We start from the raw sequence: 18950 nt of genomic DNA, 5'->3' as shown, positions 1-18950 counted from the left end.
ACCCATTGTGCCTATGGAGTAAACCCGCATGGGGTTACAGCCAATTTTTCATTTAATGCGCTCTCCCGGCTCCTGGAGCCAGTGGACGGCCAAGCTCAAGCAGTTTTCCGGCTCTGAGCGGGGACGATGCGCTTCGGAGCAGTCTGCCGAGGCCACCACCGCCCAAACCTTGAGCAGAACCAGCTCCGGCAAGCTCAGTGTCAGTTCGCAAGGCTCTGGCGACACATGGAGTACCGTGATGGCCTCCTCTACCGAAAGCCTTGGGGCTTCACTGTTACCAGAAGCCTTTAACGCCTTCGAGCAAGGGCTGATTCGCCATGAAATGGCCCGATGCCGTTACGGACTGGGCTGGCAGTGGCTCAATCCCAAAAGCCGCATTCGCATTCAATTGACCCCGGATGGTCGGCTGCAATTTGCCGGTTATCAGGGCAAAGCAAAGACTGACCCCATGCAGCCCCCGCAGGGCGATTGCCAGCAGCTGGCCTTACAGTTGGGCCAGCGGCTCCATCAGCGCTTTCAGGGCAGATACAAGTTTTATGTGGTGGCTGGCAACTATCCCCAGTCTCCCTGGCGGGTGCATTACTTTTTAATGGGCTGGCCCGCCCGGGAAGACGCCTACTTTATGGGAAAAACCCGTGGGGGGCTCCATCCATTTACCAAACAACCCACCGCCAGAATCCCCAAGGAGGCCTTTTTAATCGATCCCACCTATCAGGTCATGGGATTTGCCGCCCAGCACGATCGGCTGGGCCAGTACATTGCGGTTCATCCTCAATTTCTGGAGGTCGGCAAGCAGGGCGGCGCCTACAAAAGCAAAACCTGCCTTTCCTTTGGAGAGACTGATCAGCTGTCTCCTGGTTTGCCGCTGGGCTTTGCCAGAGATTTACTGCCCGGCCACGCCGAGCCCGAAGCCATCGCCTTTGCCCATTTCAAGCGTTCTCACACTGCCCCGGACGTGCCGAACCCGTCAAACCAGCCCGCACACAAGATCCAGCACAGCCCCGCCCGGGTGCAAGTTCAGCTGGGTTGGGGCGATCAACCTCTACCAAGCAGCCACTGGCGTCAGACCATCCCCCCGCATGCCCCTTTATACCAGATGCTGTGCCGCCTGGAGACAGAGGCGGCCAACGCGACAGCTGAAACGGCGGCAAACCCGATAGGATGCCTGCCGTGGAACCCCTTGAGCGATTCTCATCGGATCAGGCTGAAGCCGTCCCGTAAGTGATGCGTCTTGCTTGGCGGGCCGGGATTAAAACCTCGTCGGCAATGTTTTTCAGAAACTGCAAGGCTTCCAAGTCCCGGGCGATGGCCGCTTTCAGGGCCAGAATGTCCTCAACGTCCATTTTATAGACTTCCCGGCCAATTTTGCCCTGCTGTTCTCTCCAGAAGCGTTTGTACAAACGCCGGGCCCGGGGGCAGTAGCCGTCCATGCCGGAGCGAAAGGCCAGCCAATGGTGCAGCTGATGGGACAAAAAGCCCATGGTGAAGAGGCTTTGGGGTATGACAAAGACCCCGTGCTGAAACGTCTGGGTCTCGGGTTTTACAGAAGAGCCCAACGGGGTATGGCGTTCCAGCAATTTTTGCAGCCCCCGGAACTGAGGGCTTTGATCGGGCAGTATAAAGCCCGGTTCCAGTCCCAGCGCCTTTAAAACGATTTGGGGAATGGGCCCGCCCGGCAGCACATAGACAGGCGTACCGTGGCTTTGGATAAACTCAGCCAGCCGATGCGGTTCTGTATAGAAAGCCTGAATGGCCTCCCGGGCCGATTCAGCCACCTGACTCACCTGCTGGCGGGTTTCCGCCACCAGTTTAAACGTATCGTCCTTGCAGGCCCCGTCCGAGGCAGCGCCCATCGCAGGCTGGATGGGGTTCTGATGCCCCCGGGAATAATTGGGTTTTGCCGCCACTGTCACCGACCTCGTATCCTTGGCCCACGGGCCACGACTTCGCCTGTATCCTGAAAGAAAGCGTTCCGATTGATTATTTGCATAAAAACAAGAATGGGCCATTTTGTGCGACGCCCCGTGGGTGGCGAAGCCCTGAAGGCGGAGCGACATTTTCAGGCCGGAGAGAGTGGGGGCTCGGTCAGGGGTGAGGAATTGCTGGCACCGCCCATTTTTTCCACATAGGTTTTAAAATCGCGCAGGCAATCGCCCAAAAACGGATCTTCCTTCCGCAAAATATCCGAGGCCAATTGAGTTGACTTGCCGTTTTTGATGTTGGCGGACTCCCAGAAGGAAACCTCCAGTTCCACCCGGGTGACCCCTGGATTCTCGGTTTCATGAAACAAGAGAGAGGCCTGAGCGCAGAGATCATCCGGATCGGTGGAGGCGGTGGCATAAAACTGACCCGGAATATCCAGAATCACTTTATTCTCAAACTCGTATAATTTTCCACCGGGGCCGCTGATCAACCAGTGTTTAATGCGCTCCAACGGCAGCGCAAAGGCTTCAAACCGTTCCAGCGCGGACTGAATGCAATCATAAGATTGGAGCGTCATGCGAGGGACCCACCGGGCCTCATGTCTGAGTACTTTACTCATAAACTCAGGAAATTGAGACTGATTGACCCAGTACTGATAACAGGTTTGGGCCGGGGCATTGACTTCAATGCATTCCTTGATTTGTCGGATGCCCTGAACTGGCTGAGCCATTAGTCATTTTCCTCCCTCGGCATTGCGCATCGTAGCACAGCGAGCGATGGACGAAGAGCCCCACGGTTGGCTAATACCAAACGCCGACTGGCCAGTTTGCGTTCACGAGAATACCCGCTTGGGCAAAACCCGCTAAGGGGTTTTTGAAAGCGAGGCCAGTGTTTTTCGCACACCGTCCGAAAAAGCGATTGCAGGCTGATGACCGGTGGCCCGATACCACTTGGCCGGAGAACAGGCAAAGTAGTGTTCCCACAAAATACGCCGCAAAATGGCATTGCCGCCGGGTGCGGGTTTCTTCCGCCGATACCGTTCCAGATTGCTATTGGGGGAGGGCGTAAAGGTATGATGAAGGCCCAAACAATCCGCCAGCGTGGCCAAGGCCTCCACAATGGAAACAGGCTGGGGATGGCTAATCAAAAAGCGCTCATTCAGGGTGTTGGGATGGGTGGCGGCAATCCACAGGGCTTCCGATAAATCCTCCACGTGAATTGCGCTGACAGCCCCGGGAAAGGGAAAACGGGTGTAGCGCTTGCCCGCTTTCAGGTCATTAATCAGCCGCTCCGTACTGGCGCCCGCCCGCAGGTGGGGGCCGTAAATATAGGCGGGCGCCATAATGGTGTACGGCAGGCCACTGGCCATAATCCGCTGTTCGGCCTGAAGTTTGGAGCGCCCATAATCGGTTTGCGGCTGAGAGGGAAAGGCTTCCGTCATGCAATCGGTGGCCGGGCTGCCCGGATAGCGATCGGTGGCGGAAATGCTACTGACAAAAACCAGTCGCCGCAATCGATTGCTGGCGGTTAAAGTGTACACCAGTTGACGGGTGGCCTCCGTGTTCTGGGTGAAAAAAGCGTCCCCATCGCGCAACCCCACCAAAGCGGCCACGTGAAAGACCAGCTCGGCGGATTGCAACGCCTCCCGGTAAGTATCGGGTCGCAGCAAATCCCCCACCAGCCAGCGAATATTAGGGGGTTGTTGGGCCCACTGGGCCCGGGCCTTGGCCAAATCCCTAACCAGACAGACAAACTGTTGTTGGGGCTGGGTTTTAACCAGATACTCCAGCAGGTTGCGCCCCACAAACCCGGTGCTGCCCGTGACAAAAATAGTCATCCCGGCGACCCTAGTTCCGCTCAAAGCTCAGTTGAGTCATTAAGTCAGCAATCAACGCTTTCTGGAAGGCTTCTTTCTGGGCGTAGCCCACCAGCAGGGTGTCTTTATCACTGGCTTTCAGCGATTGCCCATTGGCATGGCGCACAATGCCCGCCTGATAGTACCGGGAATTGGGCTCGTTACTCAACTTAAAGCGGATTTCCAGATGCCAGTAGGGCAGCACACTGTTGCCATCCTCAATCTTCCCCTGGCTGAGTGTCCTGAGTTCCTGAACCTCAATGGAAACAGGCTTACCACCGCCCTCGCCACCCTCTCGAAGCCTGAGAAACTGGTTGGCCATTAAATTGATCCAGCCCAAATCCACCGTCTTGGCGAACACCTTGTCCACCAGACCGCTGGAAACCCCGTCCAGAATCAAAAACTCCTGAGGTTGCCGCTTGCTGATGACACGTATCACCTGCATGTCCAGCAAATCCAGCTTCTTTTTAACCTGATACACCGGCTGAGCTTTCAGCTTGATAGTGGAGGCCGATTTGGGGCCGCCGGGCAGGAAAGCCTGCCAACCCACTTCCGTGAGCTGCCCATAAAGCCCGATCACCACCAGGGTCAAGGCGGTCAGGCCCGCCGCCACCAGAAACCATTGGATCTCCGCTTTTCGTGGCATCCAGGATCGTTTGGATGACTGTTCGCTCAAGGTGGAAAATCCTTAGTCTGGCAGTAACGTAATGGGGTGTCGCCCGGAAAAGCCCTCATTGAGCCCATGGAAATAAAAAATGCCATCTTCTTTCAAACGCCAGCATAAAAAATAGACGTCCCCGGAGTTTTCCGCCTTATACGGAAAATCAATCAGGCCACTCTGCATATCCCGCAGCAGGATACCCTGTTCCGCAAAGCGCTCTACCCAGCGATTGACGGCCGCCTCAAACGCGTCGAAACGTTTTTGAAGGGCCATGACATCCGCATCGGAAGTCTGCCTGCCGCTATTTTTACGGGCTAATAGTAGCCGTTTGCTGAGAATGACCCCGTCTTGTAATTCCCGAAGCTCGGCGTGGGCCTGCTTGAGTTGTTCCACAACCCAGGGAATCCACTCCACCGCGTCTTCCACGGTGAAAAATTTTTTGAACTCATAAGTAGTCATACAAACGAGCGCCTTTGGTTCGGTATGTTTCCCTGCAATAGGATAGGCCAAACCGGTGGGTCTGTCCAGGTGAACGCAGTGGGAACAAGCAAAGACATACCGGGAATGGGAGGCGTTCATTCTAGAATTTGAGCCTGATTTTCTGGATAAAAATGGTGTAAAACAGCAAGGAGCCCCAGTACATCAGGGTGGTCACTATCATGCTCTTGAGCAGCGAATTGTTCCCGGCAATGGGAAAAATCAGCGAAGCGATGGGCTTGGCAAACGTCTGGGCCATGGGATAGGACACCACAATGAAAATCATGATGAGTAGATACAGGACACCGTAGTATCCTACAAACCGCCAGCCGTCAATTTCCCGCATGCGCCACTCAGGTTCCACCTTATTTAACGAATGAACAGCCAGGTTGGACCGTACGAAACCGGGACAGACCAGCCTTCACCCTCTTCTAGTGTACTATGTTTTTCCAGTTTGCTGATTGAACATTACAGTTTTTGTGGCATTGACCGATAAGTGCAGTGGTTACCCCCAAAGGATGAGGACAACGGCATGGTTCACAAAAACGACCCTCAACCGGACGCGGATGTTCAACAGGCGCTTCAGGCAGCCAGCCAGCAAGGAACAGCCTCACTGGAATCCGCATCCCAACCGCTGCCGGAACAGGGCTTGAGCGACACCCTTACCCACGGCAAGTCCTGCCCCTTGCTCGGATTGCGATACGCCCTGGCCAAGTGCGCCTACAGCGCCGAGCAATCCCCCTGGCAGACTTTGGCCATCATGTTCCTGAGCATTGTATGCGGGTGGGTATGCGTTTACTTTGGGGCGACCGTGTTTGGGGCCTGGATTTTATACGCCATCTTCGCCGAAGAGTCATAACCCATTTGCACGGCGAACTGGCTTTGATGGTGTTTAAAAGAGCAGACCCGGCAAAAAAGAACCCCCTTCCAATTGCTTGAAAGAGGGTTCCTGGAAGTGACTTTCATCACCTCACCCCCTTATGATACAAAATGAGCCGGGCGCCTTCCATTGCCCGACTGGCTAAAAATGGCTCTAACCGGGTGAACTCAGCCGTTAGGACCCCTGAGCCCAAAGTACGAAACCGGTCAGGCCAGAAACCTACCCAGAATCTTGCACGGGGAAAGAACGACTGGAACGCAAGTCGCTTTGCTGCTTCAATGGTAAACTGTAAGACAGTTGGAGGGGCTTTTTAACAATGCTGTTTTCCAAATTTATCGCGCTGGTTTGTCCAAACGGGAAAGATCCGGCCCAAAAGTACGCTGAATCTCTGGCCCAAATCGAAATGGCCGATGAGATGGGTTTCTACGGGATATGGCTGTCGGAAAATCATTTTTCCTGCCACACCGGCCTGCCCCAGTTTCAGGGGGAAATCGGCATTACCCCCAAGCCCTTGCTGTTTGGCATGCAAATTGTGGAACGCACCCGGCAGATTCGGGTGGGCACCGCCGTACGGAACATTGTGTTCACCCACCCCTTGCTGGTGGCGGAAGAGGCGCTGGTGTTTGATCTGCTCTCCAAGGGGCGTCTGGATCTGGGGGTGGGCTGTGGCTATCGCCCTTGGGAGTTTGAAGGCTTCCGCATTGACAGGGCGGAAGCACGGGAACGCTTTCTGGAGTCGCTGGAAATTCTGGATCGGGGATTGCGAGGGGAAACCTTCAGTTTTCAGGGCAAATACTACGACATTCCAGAGGTCTCTCTGGTGCCCAAGCCCTACTACACCCAGCCCCGCCCCAGACTCTATCTGGCCACCGGGGATATGGAGCAGATCAAGCTGGCCGCCCGCAAGGATTACGGGGTGATGTCCTTTTCCACCTCCAGCAAAGAGCATTTAGTGGCCCTGTACAATACCTACCGAGACATTGCAGAACCGCTGGGCCACGATGTGTCCCGAACCCGATTCCCGGTCACCCGGCAGATTTATATTCACAAAGATCCGGCGGTGGTGCAGGAATACGCCGAACGAAATTTACCCCATTATCAGGCCGCTTTGGGAGACTTTAAAACCTGTCCGCCACTGGAAGAGCTGAAAAAACTCTACATCATCGGCACCCCGGAGGAATGCGTGCAGCAACTCCAGACCCTGCGGGACGAGATGGGCTGTGAGCATGTCATCTTGTGGTTTAACTTCGGCTGGCTGACCCATCAGGAGGTCACCGAGCAAATGCGCCTGTTTGCCGAGGAAGTGATGCCCTGCTTCCAGCCGGAACCAAAGGCCATTGCCTGCCCATGAGTCAGCACTTTGCGCAACCTGCCGACTTGCCCTGGGGGCCGTTCTACACGGTTTATCGCTCTGGCATTCCTGAGCTGACCATACACGGGCTGGCTTACGCTTGGGCGGAAGATCGTTCACTCTACGCCAACGCCGGACGAACCCTGCTGAAAATTGGGAACCCCCAGGCCCCCCTGTGGAGTCGATCGCTTTTGAAGCCCTTCCAGCTCATGGCCCTTTACCCTCTACTCAGGCAGGCTTATCCCACGCTGGAATCCCGGCATTTCGCCCTGATGCTGGCCTCCCACAATGGGGACGCCGTTCAAGGCCAACTCCTGCAAGAAATTTTAGCGTTAACCGGGCTCTGTGAATCCGATTTGCAATGTCCGGCCTGTCGACCCCTAGGACAAGGACAGGAGCAGGACGAAAAGTCGCCCCCGACCCAAAGCGCATTGAACCACCCCTGCGCCGGGAAACACTTGGCCCATTTGCTCTACCAGAAGTGTCTGGACTTGCCGTTAAAAGACTATCTGCACCCCGATCAACCGGCTTATGCCCAACTGCGCTTGTTACTGGGCTTTTTACTGGGTCGAGAAGATTTTGCCGAATCCGTGGATGGCTGTGGCATGCCCAATCTGGCCCTCAGCGCCGTGGAGATGGCCCAGTTGTATCATGCCCTGCTCATGCCGGTCAGTCGGGATGTCCTTCGGCAGGCCCCGGACGAACTAACCGATTGCTTGACGCTGTGGGAGGACATTGCCGCCTTGATGCGTAACCATCCCGCCTTGGTGGGGGGCTTGGGACGCCTCGATACGGCCTTGATGGTATCCGCTTTTGAGGGCGGACTGCCCTTGATTGCCAAAGAAGGAGCCGATGGCCTGCTGGCCGTCTCGATTGGCCCAAATGCCCGTTTTCAAGATGGCTTGGGGCTGCTGATCAAAGTGGCCTCCGGGTATGAGCCCCAGCAGTTGCGACGCATTGTGTTGCGTCTGTTAGAGCAATTGGACTTGGTGTCCTTCTGTCCACCGCTGGCCTCCCTCCGGCTTGCTGGCGAAGAGAACCCGGTTTTGCAAACCCATTTTCATTTTGATCTTGGGCAAAAGGCCCCCTCTCCATGAACTTTCCATCGTTTGAGATTATCGATATCTCGCAACCCGTCAATAGCCAAACGGCCTGCTTCCCGGGTGATACTCCCTTTGGTCATGAAGTGATGGTTTCTTATCAGCAATCCGGGGTGATGAACCTGACCGCTTTCCGCATGAGCCCGCATGTGGGCACCCACGCCGACGCCCCGGTTCACATCGGCGGCAATATCACCCAGCCGGGTGGCGGGACGGAGTCGGTAGCGCAACTGGATTTGAAGCTGTTTTTAGGGCCGGTGGCGGTGGTGGATGTCTCCCCATGCGCCGGGCCCATTGGCTGGGAGCAGGTGGAAGACCAGTTGCTTGCCTATCCGGCGTTTCCGCCCCGTATTTTATTTAAAACCCGTCAAACCCTGCGTTACACCGTGTTTGAGGATGACTACGCCTGGCTGTCCGTCTCGCTGATAGAAACGTTAGCCCAGCGAAATGCGTGTCTGGTGGGCTTGGACACCCCCTCGGTGGACGCCGTGGATTCCAAAACGTTGGAAACCCACCATGCCTTGCTGCAGGCCAATATGGTCTGGCTGGAGAATCTGGATCTCAGTCAGGTGCATGTGCGGCGGGAAGTTCCCGAACTGTATTTTTTGAGCGCCTTGCCCCTTAAACTGACTGAACTGGAAGCCTCCCCGGTGCGGGCGGTGCTGCTTCGGTTTACCTGAACGGCGTTGTGTGTTGGCGTATAATGGGTTTTCACATTCACGCATTTGATTTCTCTCACGCACTTGATTTCAGTCTTTGGTCAGTCAAAAATTTGTCAAAACAAAAGCGGAGGTTAAACGACCCTCATGCAAGAAGAACCGCTTGAAAAAGCGCCCAGAGTCCGGAAAACGGATGAAGAATGGCGGCAGCAACTCACCCCGGAGCAGTACCGCATTACCCGCCAAAAAGGGACAGAACGCCCCTTCACAGGACAATACAACGATTTTAAAGGCCAGGGCGCTTTTCATTGCGTTTGCTGCGGGCAGCCCCTGTTCAGCACTCGGCACAAGTACAATTCCGGTTCCGGCTGGCCCAGTTTTTGGCAACCCTTGCAAGCGGAGGCCCTGGCGCAGACGGTGGATCACAGTCACGGCATGACCCGGGTGGAAATCCACTGCGCTGCCTGTGAGGCTCATTTAGGCCACGTGTTTGAAGATGGCCCGGAGCCCACCGGCTTGCGGTATTGCATCAATTCGGCCTCGCTACAGTTTCAGGAAGAATCAGAACAGGCTTGAGCCTTTGCGGGATGGCCCGACTTAAAAAATGGCAGGGCTGCCTTGCCTGAAAAAGTATTCCACTGAAAAAGCCAGTGGCTTTCGGACTTTGGGTCGTTCAGTCACTGGCTTTCCTGAGTTAATATTCGCGTTAACTCTGTGCTTCTTCCGTGGGTTTTGGCTCCTCAGCGGGCGGCTTTGAAGCTCCTTCAGCGGACGGCTGCGCTACTGTCTCGGCGGGCGGCTGTGCGACCTTCTCTGCCTGCGCTGCTGGCTGTGCGACCTGTGCGTCCTGCGCTGCTGGCTCGGCGGGCGGCTGCGCAACTTTCTCTGCCTGCGCTGCTGGCTGTGCGACCTGTGCGTCCTGCGCTGCTGGTTGGGCGACCTGCGCTCCAGCTTGTGCGGCCTGCGCTCCAGTTTGTGCAGCCTGCGCTCCAGCTTGTGCGGCCTGCGCTCCAACCTGTGCGGCCTGCGCTCCAGCCTGCTGCGCTGTAGGCTGCGCGGCCTGCGCTGCCGCCTGCTGGGTAATCGTAGCTGGAGCTAAACCATGAGCAGCTCTTTGCTCTGGCGTCATATCTCCTTCAAATTGTGTACTTTCGACATCAGAAGCAACAAGAACATAAGAACCGTCTGCTGTACGAACCCACTTCGTGCCTAGACCTTCAACTTGCTCTTGTGAGTAGTCTTCTTGCTTGCCTGACAAAACAGCAGTATCAGTACCCTCTCCACCGTTAACAATCACTTCGGCTCCATTCTGTGCGCCAGCAAATATTAGATCATCTCCTGTTCCACCAGAAGCACCGACTACGCTACCCGCTCCGTCGGCGACGGCAAGCAACACGTCATTTCCCTCATCGCCAGAGAGATAGGCTCTTCCGCCAGCAACGGCCAAACCGGAACCTGCGTCATCGCCCTTTCCAAGGAGACCAGTGGCAAAACTGCCGGCTCCTGAGGCGCTAACACCGACTTGGTCATTTCCACTTCCAGCATTGAAGTCAACGTTTCCGCCACCAGCGGCCACAGCGAGCCCTTTGTCTTCACCGGCTCCTCCAAAACCACTAGCGTCGCTGTCCGCTCCTTCGGCGATAAGCGTCAAACCATCATTTCCGTCATCACCAGAGATCGTAGCCTTCCCGCCATCAATGGCCCAAGCAATGCCAGAGTCATTTCCGTTCCCACCAGACCCGCTGACCTCGCTGCCCTGTCCTCGAGCGGTAAGCCCAAGCTGGTCATCTCCACGTCCACCTCTGGCGGTCGCTTTACTACCAGCCCCACGAGCTTCTAACGCAACAATATCATTACCGACCTGACCGTCAGCATTTACACTACTTCCTGATTCAGCAACCATGTTGATGTAATCATTGCCATCTCTGGCAAAAATTTGTGCGTCGCTACCATCGGAAATCTGGCCATAAACAGTATCTCCAAACTGGCTGCCAATCACATAACTGTCATTTCTAGCACCCGTAAGCCCCACAACGGTACCATTGGCGCTGGTAGAATTGTCCACCTTGTAGTTATTGTAACTTCCCCCAAGATAAGTATACTGGTTGCTGAAAGCCTGGCCAACGTTACCAGTGCCGCCCATCATCGCCGAGAAATTTCCGAGGGCGTACTGTTCGTTGGACATTCCGCCCTGAAAGCTGAAGACATCTCCCGCACTCACGTTGCGGTTGTTGGAGCCTAATTGCATGTTTAAATAGTCTAAAAGGGAAATGTTTGTACTCCCAGAACCATCCTGCAGACTAACAGGGTTGTCTACCGATAACTGAACATTCTTGGTACCGCTCTGAATTACAGGGGCTCGCAGGCTCATTGCCCAATTGTACAAAGCATAACCTGTCTGACGAATAGGACCGCTCATCAATATCTCTCCTTCAAATTCACGCGTTTAACTAAAAACTGTTAATGCTGGAACAAGCAACTAGAACCAGATCCTGGAAATTCTCTTTCTCTCTCTCAAAAACCCACTAACAGTGGACAGGCATGAAACAACTATTCAAATAAAAACAATCTTTCAGTTTTTATTGCCTGCCTTCTTGAAAACGTAAATCCGTTGCGCATACAAAAAGGCGTCTTTGCTTGCCAAAGGACACCAAAGGGAGGTAAAAACTACGGCTGGGGCTCTCCTAAAGTCGAATCTTAATGCCTTCCGGGTTGATGCCTCTGGCCTTCAGCCACTGGTTCCGGCTATGGAGCGCTTTACTGGTATAAAGCACAGCCTGTCTTAAATCCCCCTCCTGCATGGCTGCCTGACCCAGCAGCATGTAGGCGCCCGGATTGTCCTCGCTAATGGCCAGCGATTCCCGCCACAACTGAACGGCCGCCTGATGATTGGCCTGGGGATTCCGCTCCGCCAGCAGATAGCCCAGATAATTTCTGGCCCAAAAATCGTCTGGATCCAGACGGATCAGGTGGCGGAACGCTTCCTCCGCCTTGTCATAAAATTGATTGGGAACCACCGCGTTGCTCACAGCCTTGTTGTCATTTTTTTCGACGATGTAGCCTTTTTCGACCGCGTAGCCACGAACATAATAGGCAAAGCCCAGACGATACATCAGCACCGGGTCCGGGGATTGGGCGTCAATCCGTTTTTCATACTCGGCAATTTTTCGATCAAACAGGGCAAAGCCTTCCGGGCTTTTGCGGGCGATTCGTCGGGATAAGTCCAGCTCCTCCAGTGCCCGTTCCAGATAAGGTGTTCGGCTATAGGCCAAGGCCAGCAAAAAATGAGCCTCGGCGTCGTTGGGAGAGGCTTTGACCCTATGCTCTCCCTGAGTGATTTCCTCGCCCATGCCCAAGACTTCTCGCGTGACCCCACCGCTCAAGGGGCTTCCCACACGGGGAACGGCGGCGTCATTCAGGGGTTCCGCATAAACCACGGGAGGCAGGGCCATCCCTAACGCAAAGAGCAGTCCCCCACTCAAAATCGTTTTCAACACTTCATTGTTACTTTCAATATTGATGGGCACTCACACGGACAAGGGCCGGTATTCATTCAGATCCTCACAGCCCGGATCATCAATAGTAATATTCAATTGAATTGACGAAAAGATCAACGGGAGAGTTCCAGCATGGAGATGTCTGCCTGCTGTAGGGCAGGCCACCCGGAAGTGAAACCCCGGAAGTGAAACAAGGAACAGCGCGCAAGATTCAAGAATCAGAAGAAAAGGCCATGCACGAGAAAAACGTCAGAATGGAAAGGACAGGGGCCGGGGCAATCGGTAGGATGACAATCGGTATAATAAAAGAAACCAACTTGAGCGAGGGCTTACCTGTTGAACCAATTTTCTCTCACCGGACTACGATATTGGGGTTTCCTGTTTTTCGGGCTAGCCTGTGCCTGGGGCCAATGGATGGCCGTCGGGTTTACCGAAGCCAAACCCATGCCCTACCCGGCCTTCAAAACGGCCAACGGCTTCAGCCGATTCGCCCAGGGAATGATCGGCTTTACGCCCCTGAGTGGCTGGATGGCCAACCGCGTGTTACGGCGGGAAATCCAAAAACTGGTCAGCGGCCAACTGGACACCCGCTTAAGCCTTTACAGCGGTAGCGATTTGCTGGGCGGCAAAGCCCGAGGCCTTCGCTTAAACGGCAAGCAGATCCTGATAGACGGATGGATTCCGCTTCAGGAATGCCAACTGGAAACCTTGGAGGACGCTGCCCTGTTTGTCAGTAAGGATCGCCGACCCATTCTGCTCAAGCCGCTGGATCTCTCCCTGACGGCCACAATGGCCGAGGCCGACCTGAACGCCATGCTGAACCATAACAAGGCCCAAAAACGCTTGAACCCTCTGACGGTACTTATTCCACCCTTTGGCAAGCAAACCCTGACTGTCCTGAACCCCAGGGTCAGCTTTGAGGGCGATCGAATCACCCTGATCTCGCTGGTGAGCAAACAGAATCAGCCTGCGGACACGGCCCTGCCCGTGCAAGTCAGCGGGCAATTATCAGCGGAAAAATCCAGACTGAACCTGCGGGATCTGGATTTGCAAATCAGTGGCTTTGAACCGGAAGAACTCAGGGAGCTATCCCAATTTATTGAAAATTATTTCAGCGACATTGTGAATCTGAATCACATCAAGGTGGAGCGCCACACGGTAAAAGTCCAGATCGAGCAGTCTGAAATCGTGGATGGGCAACTCCGGTTGAAAGCCAGAATCCATGTGGAACCCCAACGCAAGTACCTGGAAAAGTACGTGGCCGCCCATGGCAAACAGGCCAATTCCGTGAAGAATTGACCCGCTTTTGCCGATTCAGAACCCTCAGGTTTTATGAACCTTGATGCGATTGGCGTTATGCCGTTCAAAGACCGCTTTGACTTCCTTGACGTGATCTTTCATGACATGGGCCACCACCAGGATTTGTCCTTCCTGTTTCAGGGCCTCCTCAAAAAATTTGGCCTCATGCTCGGGAATACCAGCGCCCACCAACGCTCCCAGAAGCCCACCCGTGGCAGCGCCGATAGCCCCGGCGGTCAGGGCGCCCACCAATGGGCCGGCCACCAGCAAGCCTGTCCCCGGCAGAATAATATTTCCCACCAGGGTCAGCCCCCCCAGTACCAGCCCTAAAACACCCCCGGAGAGGCTTCCCACCGTTGCCCCTTCCGGTGCCTTGGTGTTTTCCTGCGGGGCAATATACTGGCTGCGGGTTCTTTCAGTCATTAAAACGCTGATATCATCCTCTTTGTATCCCCGGCGGGTCAGGGACTCTATCAAATCCGTAAAGTCCTGATAGGAGCTGAACAGTCCTGAAATCTGTTCATACCCCTCTTTGTGCTGAAAATTTCGTGTGGCCATAACAATCTCCTCTTGTTGAGTGCAAGCTGAGGTGTTTTCGGGCTCAGCCGGCTGGATTTAATCTATAGAATATGAGAGGTCTCGCCAATTCCCCATTTTGCTAGATTGTTCCGTTAAAATGACCCCACAGCGTTCCTGATGAAGCGGCCCGGCTACTGTCGTGCGCTCCATGCAGACGCAGGGCCAGCGGGGTTTAAAATCGTCCAAAAAGTGGAATAACACTTGTAATTGCAGTTGACTGATTGCTCACTGTTTTCTCGCTATGGGTTGAGCATCAACCGGAAGTTTGTTGAGGAATCCACGTATGTCACTTCATCCGTTCTCGTCTCACCGTCAGGATGCGCCAGAATTGCTTTGTGAGGTGCCCAGCGCCACATCATCGTCCGATACGGTACCCTACCATGCCCAACCGGTTAACCAGTGTTTGCAATTGCTGGAAACCACCCTGCAGGGTCTCTCACAACAGGAGGCCCAGGAAAGAGGTCGCGGGACCCCGGGAAAGTCGGGAAACGGAGAGCCCACCTCGCTTCGTCCGGCGTTTATTTTCCTGAATAATCTAAAACGCAAGTTTTCCCTTCTCTTTTTGGCCATCGCCGTTTTGTCCTTTGCCATGGGCCACTATGTAAACGGCATGTTCGTGCTGGCTGCCATGTTGCTCAATGGCGGCATTCAGGGATTGATTCAGTGGAAGGCCCTGCAAAGCCAGAAAATAAACGTCCAGAATCGGGAACTGCGCTGCACCGTCCGTCGTGATGGCCAGAGTCTGACCATTCAGGCTCATGAGCTGGTGATTGGGGATATGTTGCTGATTGCCGGAGGACAGGTTTTACCGGCGGATGCCAGGCTGGTTTCCAGCACCCAGCTTCAGGTCGATGAGTCCCCACTGACCGGGGAATCCGTTTTGGTGCCCAAAAACGCCAATGATGTGTTGCACCCGGCGGAAGATGTCACCGCTCTCTCCAACATGGTGTTCGCGGGAACATTGATTAAAACCGGGAAAGGAGAGGCGATTGTCACCGCACTGGGCCAGCAGACCGTGATGGGTCGCATTGCCGCGCTGGCCCAAAAAACGGAAAAGCGGGAATCCCCCTTCACCCGCCGCTTAAACACGCTAAGCCTGCAAATCTTTTTCATCACCCTGACTGTGGTGGCCCTGATTATCGGCCTTGGCATGGCCCGGCACATTCCTGTGATGGAACTGGTGCAGGTTGGCCTGGTGATTGCCATTGCCGCCTTCCCGGAAACCATTCCCGGACTGGCCAGCCTTATTCTGTCGCTGGGCATTGGCCGTCTCAATGAGAACAAGGTCATTGTCAAAAATTTTCAGGCCCTGGAAACGGTGGGTGATCTGAGCGTGATTTGCACCGATAAAACCGGCACACTGACGGAAAATTACCTGCTGCTGGACAAGCTATATCTGCCGGAAATGGGCGCTATCACCTACGAATCCAAGTGGCAAACCGGCGAGGACATGCCGACCCGCTCGGTGGAAGAATGCCTGCGGGTGGGACGTCTGAATAACGGCACCCTGCTGGAAGGTTTACGCAGCGCCCTGATGGGCGACCCTATCGATGTGGCCCTGTACCGGGCCGCACCGGCCAGTCTGGAAGCAGGTTACCATGCCCGCCTGACCATTCCCTTTGATCCGGTCACCCTGCGTTCGGCCACGCTGTGCGAAACGCCCGAGGGGCAAACGGTTTCCATGATCAAGGGTGCGCCGGAATCGGTGATGGAGCAGTGCCGGTTTTACATGAAGCCCGATGGCTCGCTGGCGGAAATGACCCTGTCCCAGCGCACCGAGTTTTTGACTCTGAACCGCACACTGGCTTATGAACATAACCTGCGTGTGGTGGGGTTTGCCCAGAAACCGATTCTGGAAAATGATGACAGCGGCCCTTACGCCAACGCCATTTTTATTGGCTGGGTCTGTTTGCTGGATCCCCCCAAGCCCGGCGTGCGCAAGGTGCTGAGCGCATTGAAAGACACCGGGGCGAGAATGATCATGATCACCGGCGATCAAAAGGCCACCGCCGAAATGACCGCCCGGGAGCTGGGGCTCATCTCTCGCAACTCCGATGAGGTCTGGCTGCGTTCGGACTTGCAGGCCTGTGAATCCGCAACCATTCCGGAAACCGTCAAGGTCTTTGCCCGCACCAAACCGGAAGAGAAACTGGCCATTGTGGAGTCCCTGCAACAGGGGCATCAGGTGGTGGCCATGGTGGGAGACGGGGTTAATGATTCCCCGGCCCTACAAAAAAGCGATGTAGCCATTGGCATGGGCCTGCAAGGCGCCCAAACAGCCAAGGATTGCGCCGACATTATTTTGATGAACGACCGGCTGGACGGCATTGTGTTTGCCATTCTGGAAAGCCGGATTGCCCGGCGCAAAATTCAGTCCTGCTTACAGTACATCCTCAGCTGCAATCTGGGCATGATTCTGTGGGTAACCGCTTCTGCAGTGTCAGGCTTTGGCTTGCCCCTGGGCGTGATGCACCTGCTCTGGCTCAGTCTGGTGGTGGTTTCCATACCCGCGTTGGTGCTGGCCATTCAGCCACCGCCCGCCCTGGCCATTGAGGATTTAAACCCCAGCGATGACAGTGCCCCGGACGATGGGAACTGGCAGCCCAAAGCCACTGCGAATCAAAGCCCTCAGGGTTTCAGAAATCTAGAACCCCTCAGTGGACAAGACGCCGTGAATGTCCTGCTGTGGGGCGGGGTCATGGCGGTGAGTGCTTTTGGCAGCTATGCACTGTGTCTGTATGTATTGAAGCTGGGGCCTGCCGTTGCGGCGACCGCCGCGTTCTGGACGCTGGCCTTCAGTCAGACTGTGCATTTGTTCAATGTGCAAACCACCCAGACGACTGTGTGGCTATCCAGCCCGGTCAGGCTGTCCAACTGGCTACGCACGCCCATCACCTGGGTTGTCCTGCTGTTGGCCGTGATCTTGCAAGCCCTCACGGTTTACACGCCCGTCTTTAACACCATCATGGGCACTGCGCCACTGCCCTTGATGGCGCTGGGCTGCGCGTCTCTATCCAGCCTGATAATCCTGTTTTTTTCCCTGAAGCCCCAAGGCAAAAAACAAGGCTAATTTCCGGGCAAAACGCTCCTAACAGGAAGCAGGGCCAGCCGCCAAGGGCGATGAGACATTCAATGTTTCAACCTGAACCTGATCTGCGGACAGGGGACTGAGCTTGAGCGTAAACGCATACCCCATCAGACGAGCAGGCACCATAGCCTCTAAAAATTGCAAATGGCACGCTCGCTCCTCCTGACTCAGGGCAAACCGGGCCTGAGCGTCGTGGGGACTCAGGTAAACATCAATCACGCTGTTTCCATCGCTATCCGCGATGCCTCGAATGCCAAACGTCATCCTGACGGTCCCGCAAACCCGATATGCCTGATAAAAAGCCTTGGCCAGGCTGGCCAGTTTTTCCTCATCAATTGGGTGCAAGGCGTAACGCATAGAAGTCCCCCTGGTTCTTGGGCTGAGGCCTGATTCAAATGGCGTCAGGATGCGGACAAAATCTGCATGTGATGGAGAGAAATCAGGAAGAGGACCACACCGGACAAAATGGTGAAATAAATTTTCAGGCGCTCAGCCAGACTCAGCTTCTCCTGATCCAGGCGTTGGTAGTGCAGACCGGGAGACAAGGTTGAATGCATTGCTTTCATAAGTGCCCTCCTCCTTTCAACAAGGTCTTGATCCTGATTCTTTTTGGGCGTTTTAAGACTGTTGGCTCTGGTCCGGACTTCTGGTGCTGACTGCCTGTTATTGATTGCTCTTTCACGCACTGGCTCGATAGCAGGTGCCCGTTTTGGCCGGTTCGGTTTGCGGTGCCTGCTGGCGTTTGGGGATGGCCAGCAATTTTAATCCAGAAACATAAATTGCACAGAAATCCAAATACCGAGAAGTAACATACAGGAAATTGCCGGACGGTTTTGCAGGCCATGACTGGAGCGGTGATGACAATTTCATGCTCAATCAAAGAGACTCAGAATTGAAATCCTGCGTTTCATTATCAAAAATTGAAAACACCATCACTATTGGCCACCTGGGCAGTTTGTCCCTACACGATTGGGCGGTTCTGACGCCAGAGCATTGACAAAAAACAGACTCGGGCGTTGCAAAAAAAGCAGGGCTAAAAGCCCAAAATCATTTTCAGTCCAATCACCAGCAAGGTGCCACCAAAAATCTGTTTCAGGATATGTGTGGGGAGAACAATGGCCAGCTTGGCCCCGAAAAAATTACCCAGTACAAAGCCCAAACAAATCAAAGCGGCCACTTTTAAGTCCACATAGCCATGACGATAATACTCCAAGGCGCCCAGCAAACCGATGGGCAAAACCAGCAGGGCCAGCGTCGTCCCTTGGGCGGCCTGCTGAGAGAACCCGAACAAAAATACCAGCGCCGGCACCAGAATAATGCCGCCACCAATGCCCACCAACCCACTAAATGCCCCAGCTACCAGCCCCAGCAAGGAAAGATACAGAAAAACCACGAAGTACGGCTCCGGCCAGACAATAAGCCCTAGTTTATCACCGATTGGTGACTCAGCCCTACGAATGACCCACACCACTTCCAAGTCAAGCCCCAGTGAGCAGCCGGTGATCGCGCCTTAGCAAAACATTGGGTGCGGCACGGTCAAACCGCACAGCAACGCCTCAGAAAGACAATGGGTGCGACGCA

At 54.8% G+C, this 18950-nt stretch carries 20 protein-coding genes; 8 read left to right on the top strand and 12 right to left on the bottom strand.

The window, feature by feature from the left end:
- The first annotated feature begins 28 nt into the window (after positions 1 to 28).
- The gene (locus tag DF283_RS12545) at positions 29 to 1225 is read left to right on the top strand and encodes a hypothetical protein (protein ID WP_303675229.1); all 1197 of its coding nucleotides are present in this window, start codon (positions 29 to 31) and stop codon (positions 1223 to 1225) included.
- Here DF283_RS12545 and DF283_RS12540 read toward each other — a convergent pair.
- The 6 genes from DF283_RS12540 to DF283_RS12515 all read right to left on the bottom strand — a co-directional run bounded on the left by DF283_RS12540 (position 1200) and on the right by DF283_RS12515 (position 5262).
- Positions 1200 to 1913 carry a hypothetical protein gene (locus tag DF283_RS12540; RefSeq protein WP_303675228.1) on the bottom strand — a complete coding sequence of 238 codons (714 nt, stop codon included), beginning with the start codon at positions 1911 to 1913 and terminating at the stop codon, positions 1200 to 1202. The two genes, DF283_RS12545 and DF283_RS12540, sit on opposite strands and share 26 nt — an antisense overlap.
- A 146-nt stretch (positions 1914 to 2059) precedes the next feature.
- Positions 2060 to 2653, bottom strand: a complete 594-nt coding sequence (locus DF283_RS12535) for an SRPBCC family protein (RefSeq protein WP_303675227.1) — start codon at positions 2651 to 2653, stop codon at positions 2060 to 2062.
- A gap of 132 nt (positions 2654 to 2785) precedes the next feature.
- A complete protein-coding gene (locus tag DF283_RS12530) occupies positions 2786 to 3760 on the bottom strand; it encodes an NAD-dependent epimerase/dehydratase family protein (RefSeq protein ID WP_303675226.1) in 975 nt (324 codons plus the stop codon).
- A 10-nt stretch (positions 3761 to 3770) separates the two neighbouring features.
- The gene (locus DF283_RS12525; RefSeq protein ID WP_303675225.1) at positions 3771 to 4454 is read right to left on the bottom strand and encodes a hypothetical protein; all 684 of its coding nucleotides are present in this window, start codon (positions 4452 to 4454) and stop codon (positions 3771 to 3773) included.
- A gap of 12 nt (positions 4455 to 4466) precedes the next feature.
- Positions 4467 to 4898: a DUF2203 domain-containing protein gene (locus DF283_RS12520; RefSeq protein WP_303675224.1), complete on the bottom strand. Its 432-nt coding sequence runs from the start codon at positions 4896 to 4898 to the stop codon at positions 4467 to 4469.
- A gap of 121 nt (positions 4899 to 5019) precedes the next feature.
- Complete coding sequence (locus DF283_RS12515; RefSeq protein WP_303675222.1) at positions 5020 to 5262, bottom strand: hypothetical protein; 243 nt, start codon at positions 5260 to 5262, stop codon at positions 5020 to 5022.
- 186 nt (positions 5263 to 5448) lie between these two features.
- On the opposite strand from DF283_RS12515, the gene DF283_RS12510 reads away from it, so the two are divergent.
- The 5 genes from DF283_RS12510 to msrB all read left to right on the top strand — a co-directional run bounded on the left by DF283_RS12510 (position 5449) and on the right by msrB (position 9482).
- Positions 5449 to 5775 carry a hypothetical protein gene (locus DF283_RS12510; protein ID WP_303675221.1) on the top strand — a complete coding sequence of 109 codons (327 nt, stop codon included), beginning with the start codon at positions 5449 to 5451 and terminating at the stop codon, positions 5773 to 5775.
- A gap of 337 nt (positions 5776 to 6112) precedes the next feature.
- Entirely contained in the window at positions 6113 to 7147 is a 1035-nt protein-coding gene (locus DF283_RS12505; protein WP_303675220.1) for an LLM class flavin-dependent oxidoreductase, read from the top strand.
- Complete coding sequence (locus DF283_RS12500) at positions 7144 to 8244, top strand: asparaginase (protein WP_303675219.1); 1101 nt, start codon at positions 7144 to 7146, stop codon at positions 8242 to 8244. The genes DF283_RS12505 and DF283_RS12500 overlap by 4 nt, the downstream gene beginning before the upstream one ends.
- Positions 8241 to 8927, top strand: coding sequence for a cyclase family protein (locus tag DF283_RS12495; RefSeq protein WP_303675218.1), 687 nt, complete (start codon positions 8241 to 8243; stop codon positions 8925 to 8927). Before DF283_RS12500 ends, DF283_RS12495 begins: the two co-directional genes overlap by 4 nt.
- A 126-nt stretch (positions 8928 to 9053) precedes the next feature.
- Positions 9054 to 9482, top strand: coding sequence for a peptide-methionine (R)-S-oxide reductase MsrB (gene msrB, locus DF283_RS12490; RefSeq protein WP_303675217.1), 429 nt, complete (start codon positions 9054 to 9056; stop codon positions 9480 to 9482).
- Between the two features lie 130 nt (positions 9483 to 9612).
- Here msrB and DF283_RS12485 read toward each other — a convergent pair whose 3' ends face one another.
- Positions 9613 to 11325, bottom strand: coding sequence for a hypothetical protein (locus DF283_RS12485; protein WP_303675216.1), 1713 nt, complete (start codon positions 11323 to 11325; stop codon positions 9613 to 9615).
- Between the two features lie 265 nt (positions 11326 to 11590).
- Entirely contained in the window at positions 11591 to 12403 is an 813-nt protein-coding gene (locus tag DF283_RS12480; protein WP_303675215.1) for a tetratricopeptide repeat protein, read from the bottom strand.
- 414 nt (positions 12404 to 12817) lie between these two features.
- Between DF283_RS12480 and DF283_RS12475 the strand changes: the two genes are divergently transcribed.
- Positions 12818 to 13702, top strand: a complete 885-nt coding sequence (locus DF283_RS12475) for an LmeA family phospholipid-binding protein (protein WP_303675214.1) — start codon at positions 12818 to 12820, stop codon at positions 13700 to 13702.
- Between the two features lie 24 nt (positions 13703 to 13726).
- Here the strand turns inward: DF283_RS12475 and DF283_RS12470 are convergent, their stop codons facing one another.
- On the bottom strand, positions 13727 to 14260 hold the full coding sequence (locus DF283_RS12470; RefSeq protein ID WP_303675213.1) for a general stress protein: 534 nt from the start codon (positions 14258 to 14260) through the stop codon (positions 13727 to 13729).
- Between the two features lie 304 nt (positions 14261 to 14564).
- Here DF283_RS12470 and DF283_RS12465 point away from each other — a divergent pair, with 304 nt between their 5' ends.
- Entirely contained in the window at positions 14565 to 17351 is a 2787-nt protein-coding gene (locus tag DF283_RS12465) for a cation-translocating P-type ATPase (protein WP_303675212.1), read from the top strand.
- Between the two features lie 18 nt (positions 17352 to 17369).
- Here DF283_RS12465 and DF283_RS12460 read toward each other — a convergent pair whose 3' ends face one another.
- The 3 genes from DF283_RS12460 to DF283_RS12450 form a co-directional block, all read right to left on the bottom strand.
- On the bottom strand, positions 17370 to 17726 hold the full coding sequence (locus DF283_RS12460) for a hypothetical protein (RefSeq protein ID WP_303675211.1): 357 nt from the start codon (positions 17724 to 17726) through the stop codon (positions 17370 to 17372).
- Positions 17727 to 17770: 44 nt separating this feature from the next.
- Positions 17771 to 17935: a hypothetical protein gene (locus tag DF283_RS12455; protein WP_303675210.1), complete on the bottom strand. Its 165-nt coding sequence runs from the start codon at positions 17933 to 17935 to the stop codon at positions 17771 to 17773.
- A gap of 467 nt (positions 17936 to 18402) precedes the next feature.
- Entirely contained in the window at positions 18403 to 18762 is a 360-nt protein-coding gene (locus tag DF283_RS12450) for a sulfite exporter TauE/SafE family protein (protein ID WP_303675209.1), read from the bottom strand.
- Positions 18763 to 18950 lie beyond the last annotated feature (188 nt).

Source organism: Vampirovibrio chlorellavorus, from assembly GCF_003149375.1.
In the GTDB taxonomy this organism is placed as follows: Bacteria; Cyanobacteriota; Vampirovibrionia; order Vampirovibrionales; family Vampirovibrionaceae; genus Vampirovibrio; species Vampirovibrio chlorellavorus_B.
This window is presented reverse-complemented; position numbering and strand designations above follow the sequence as displayed.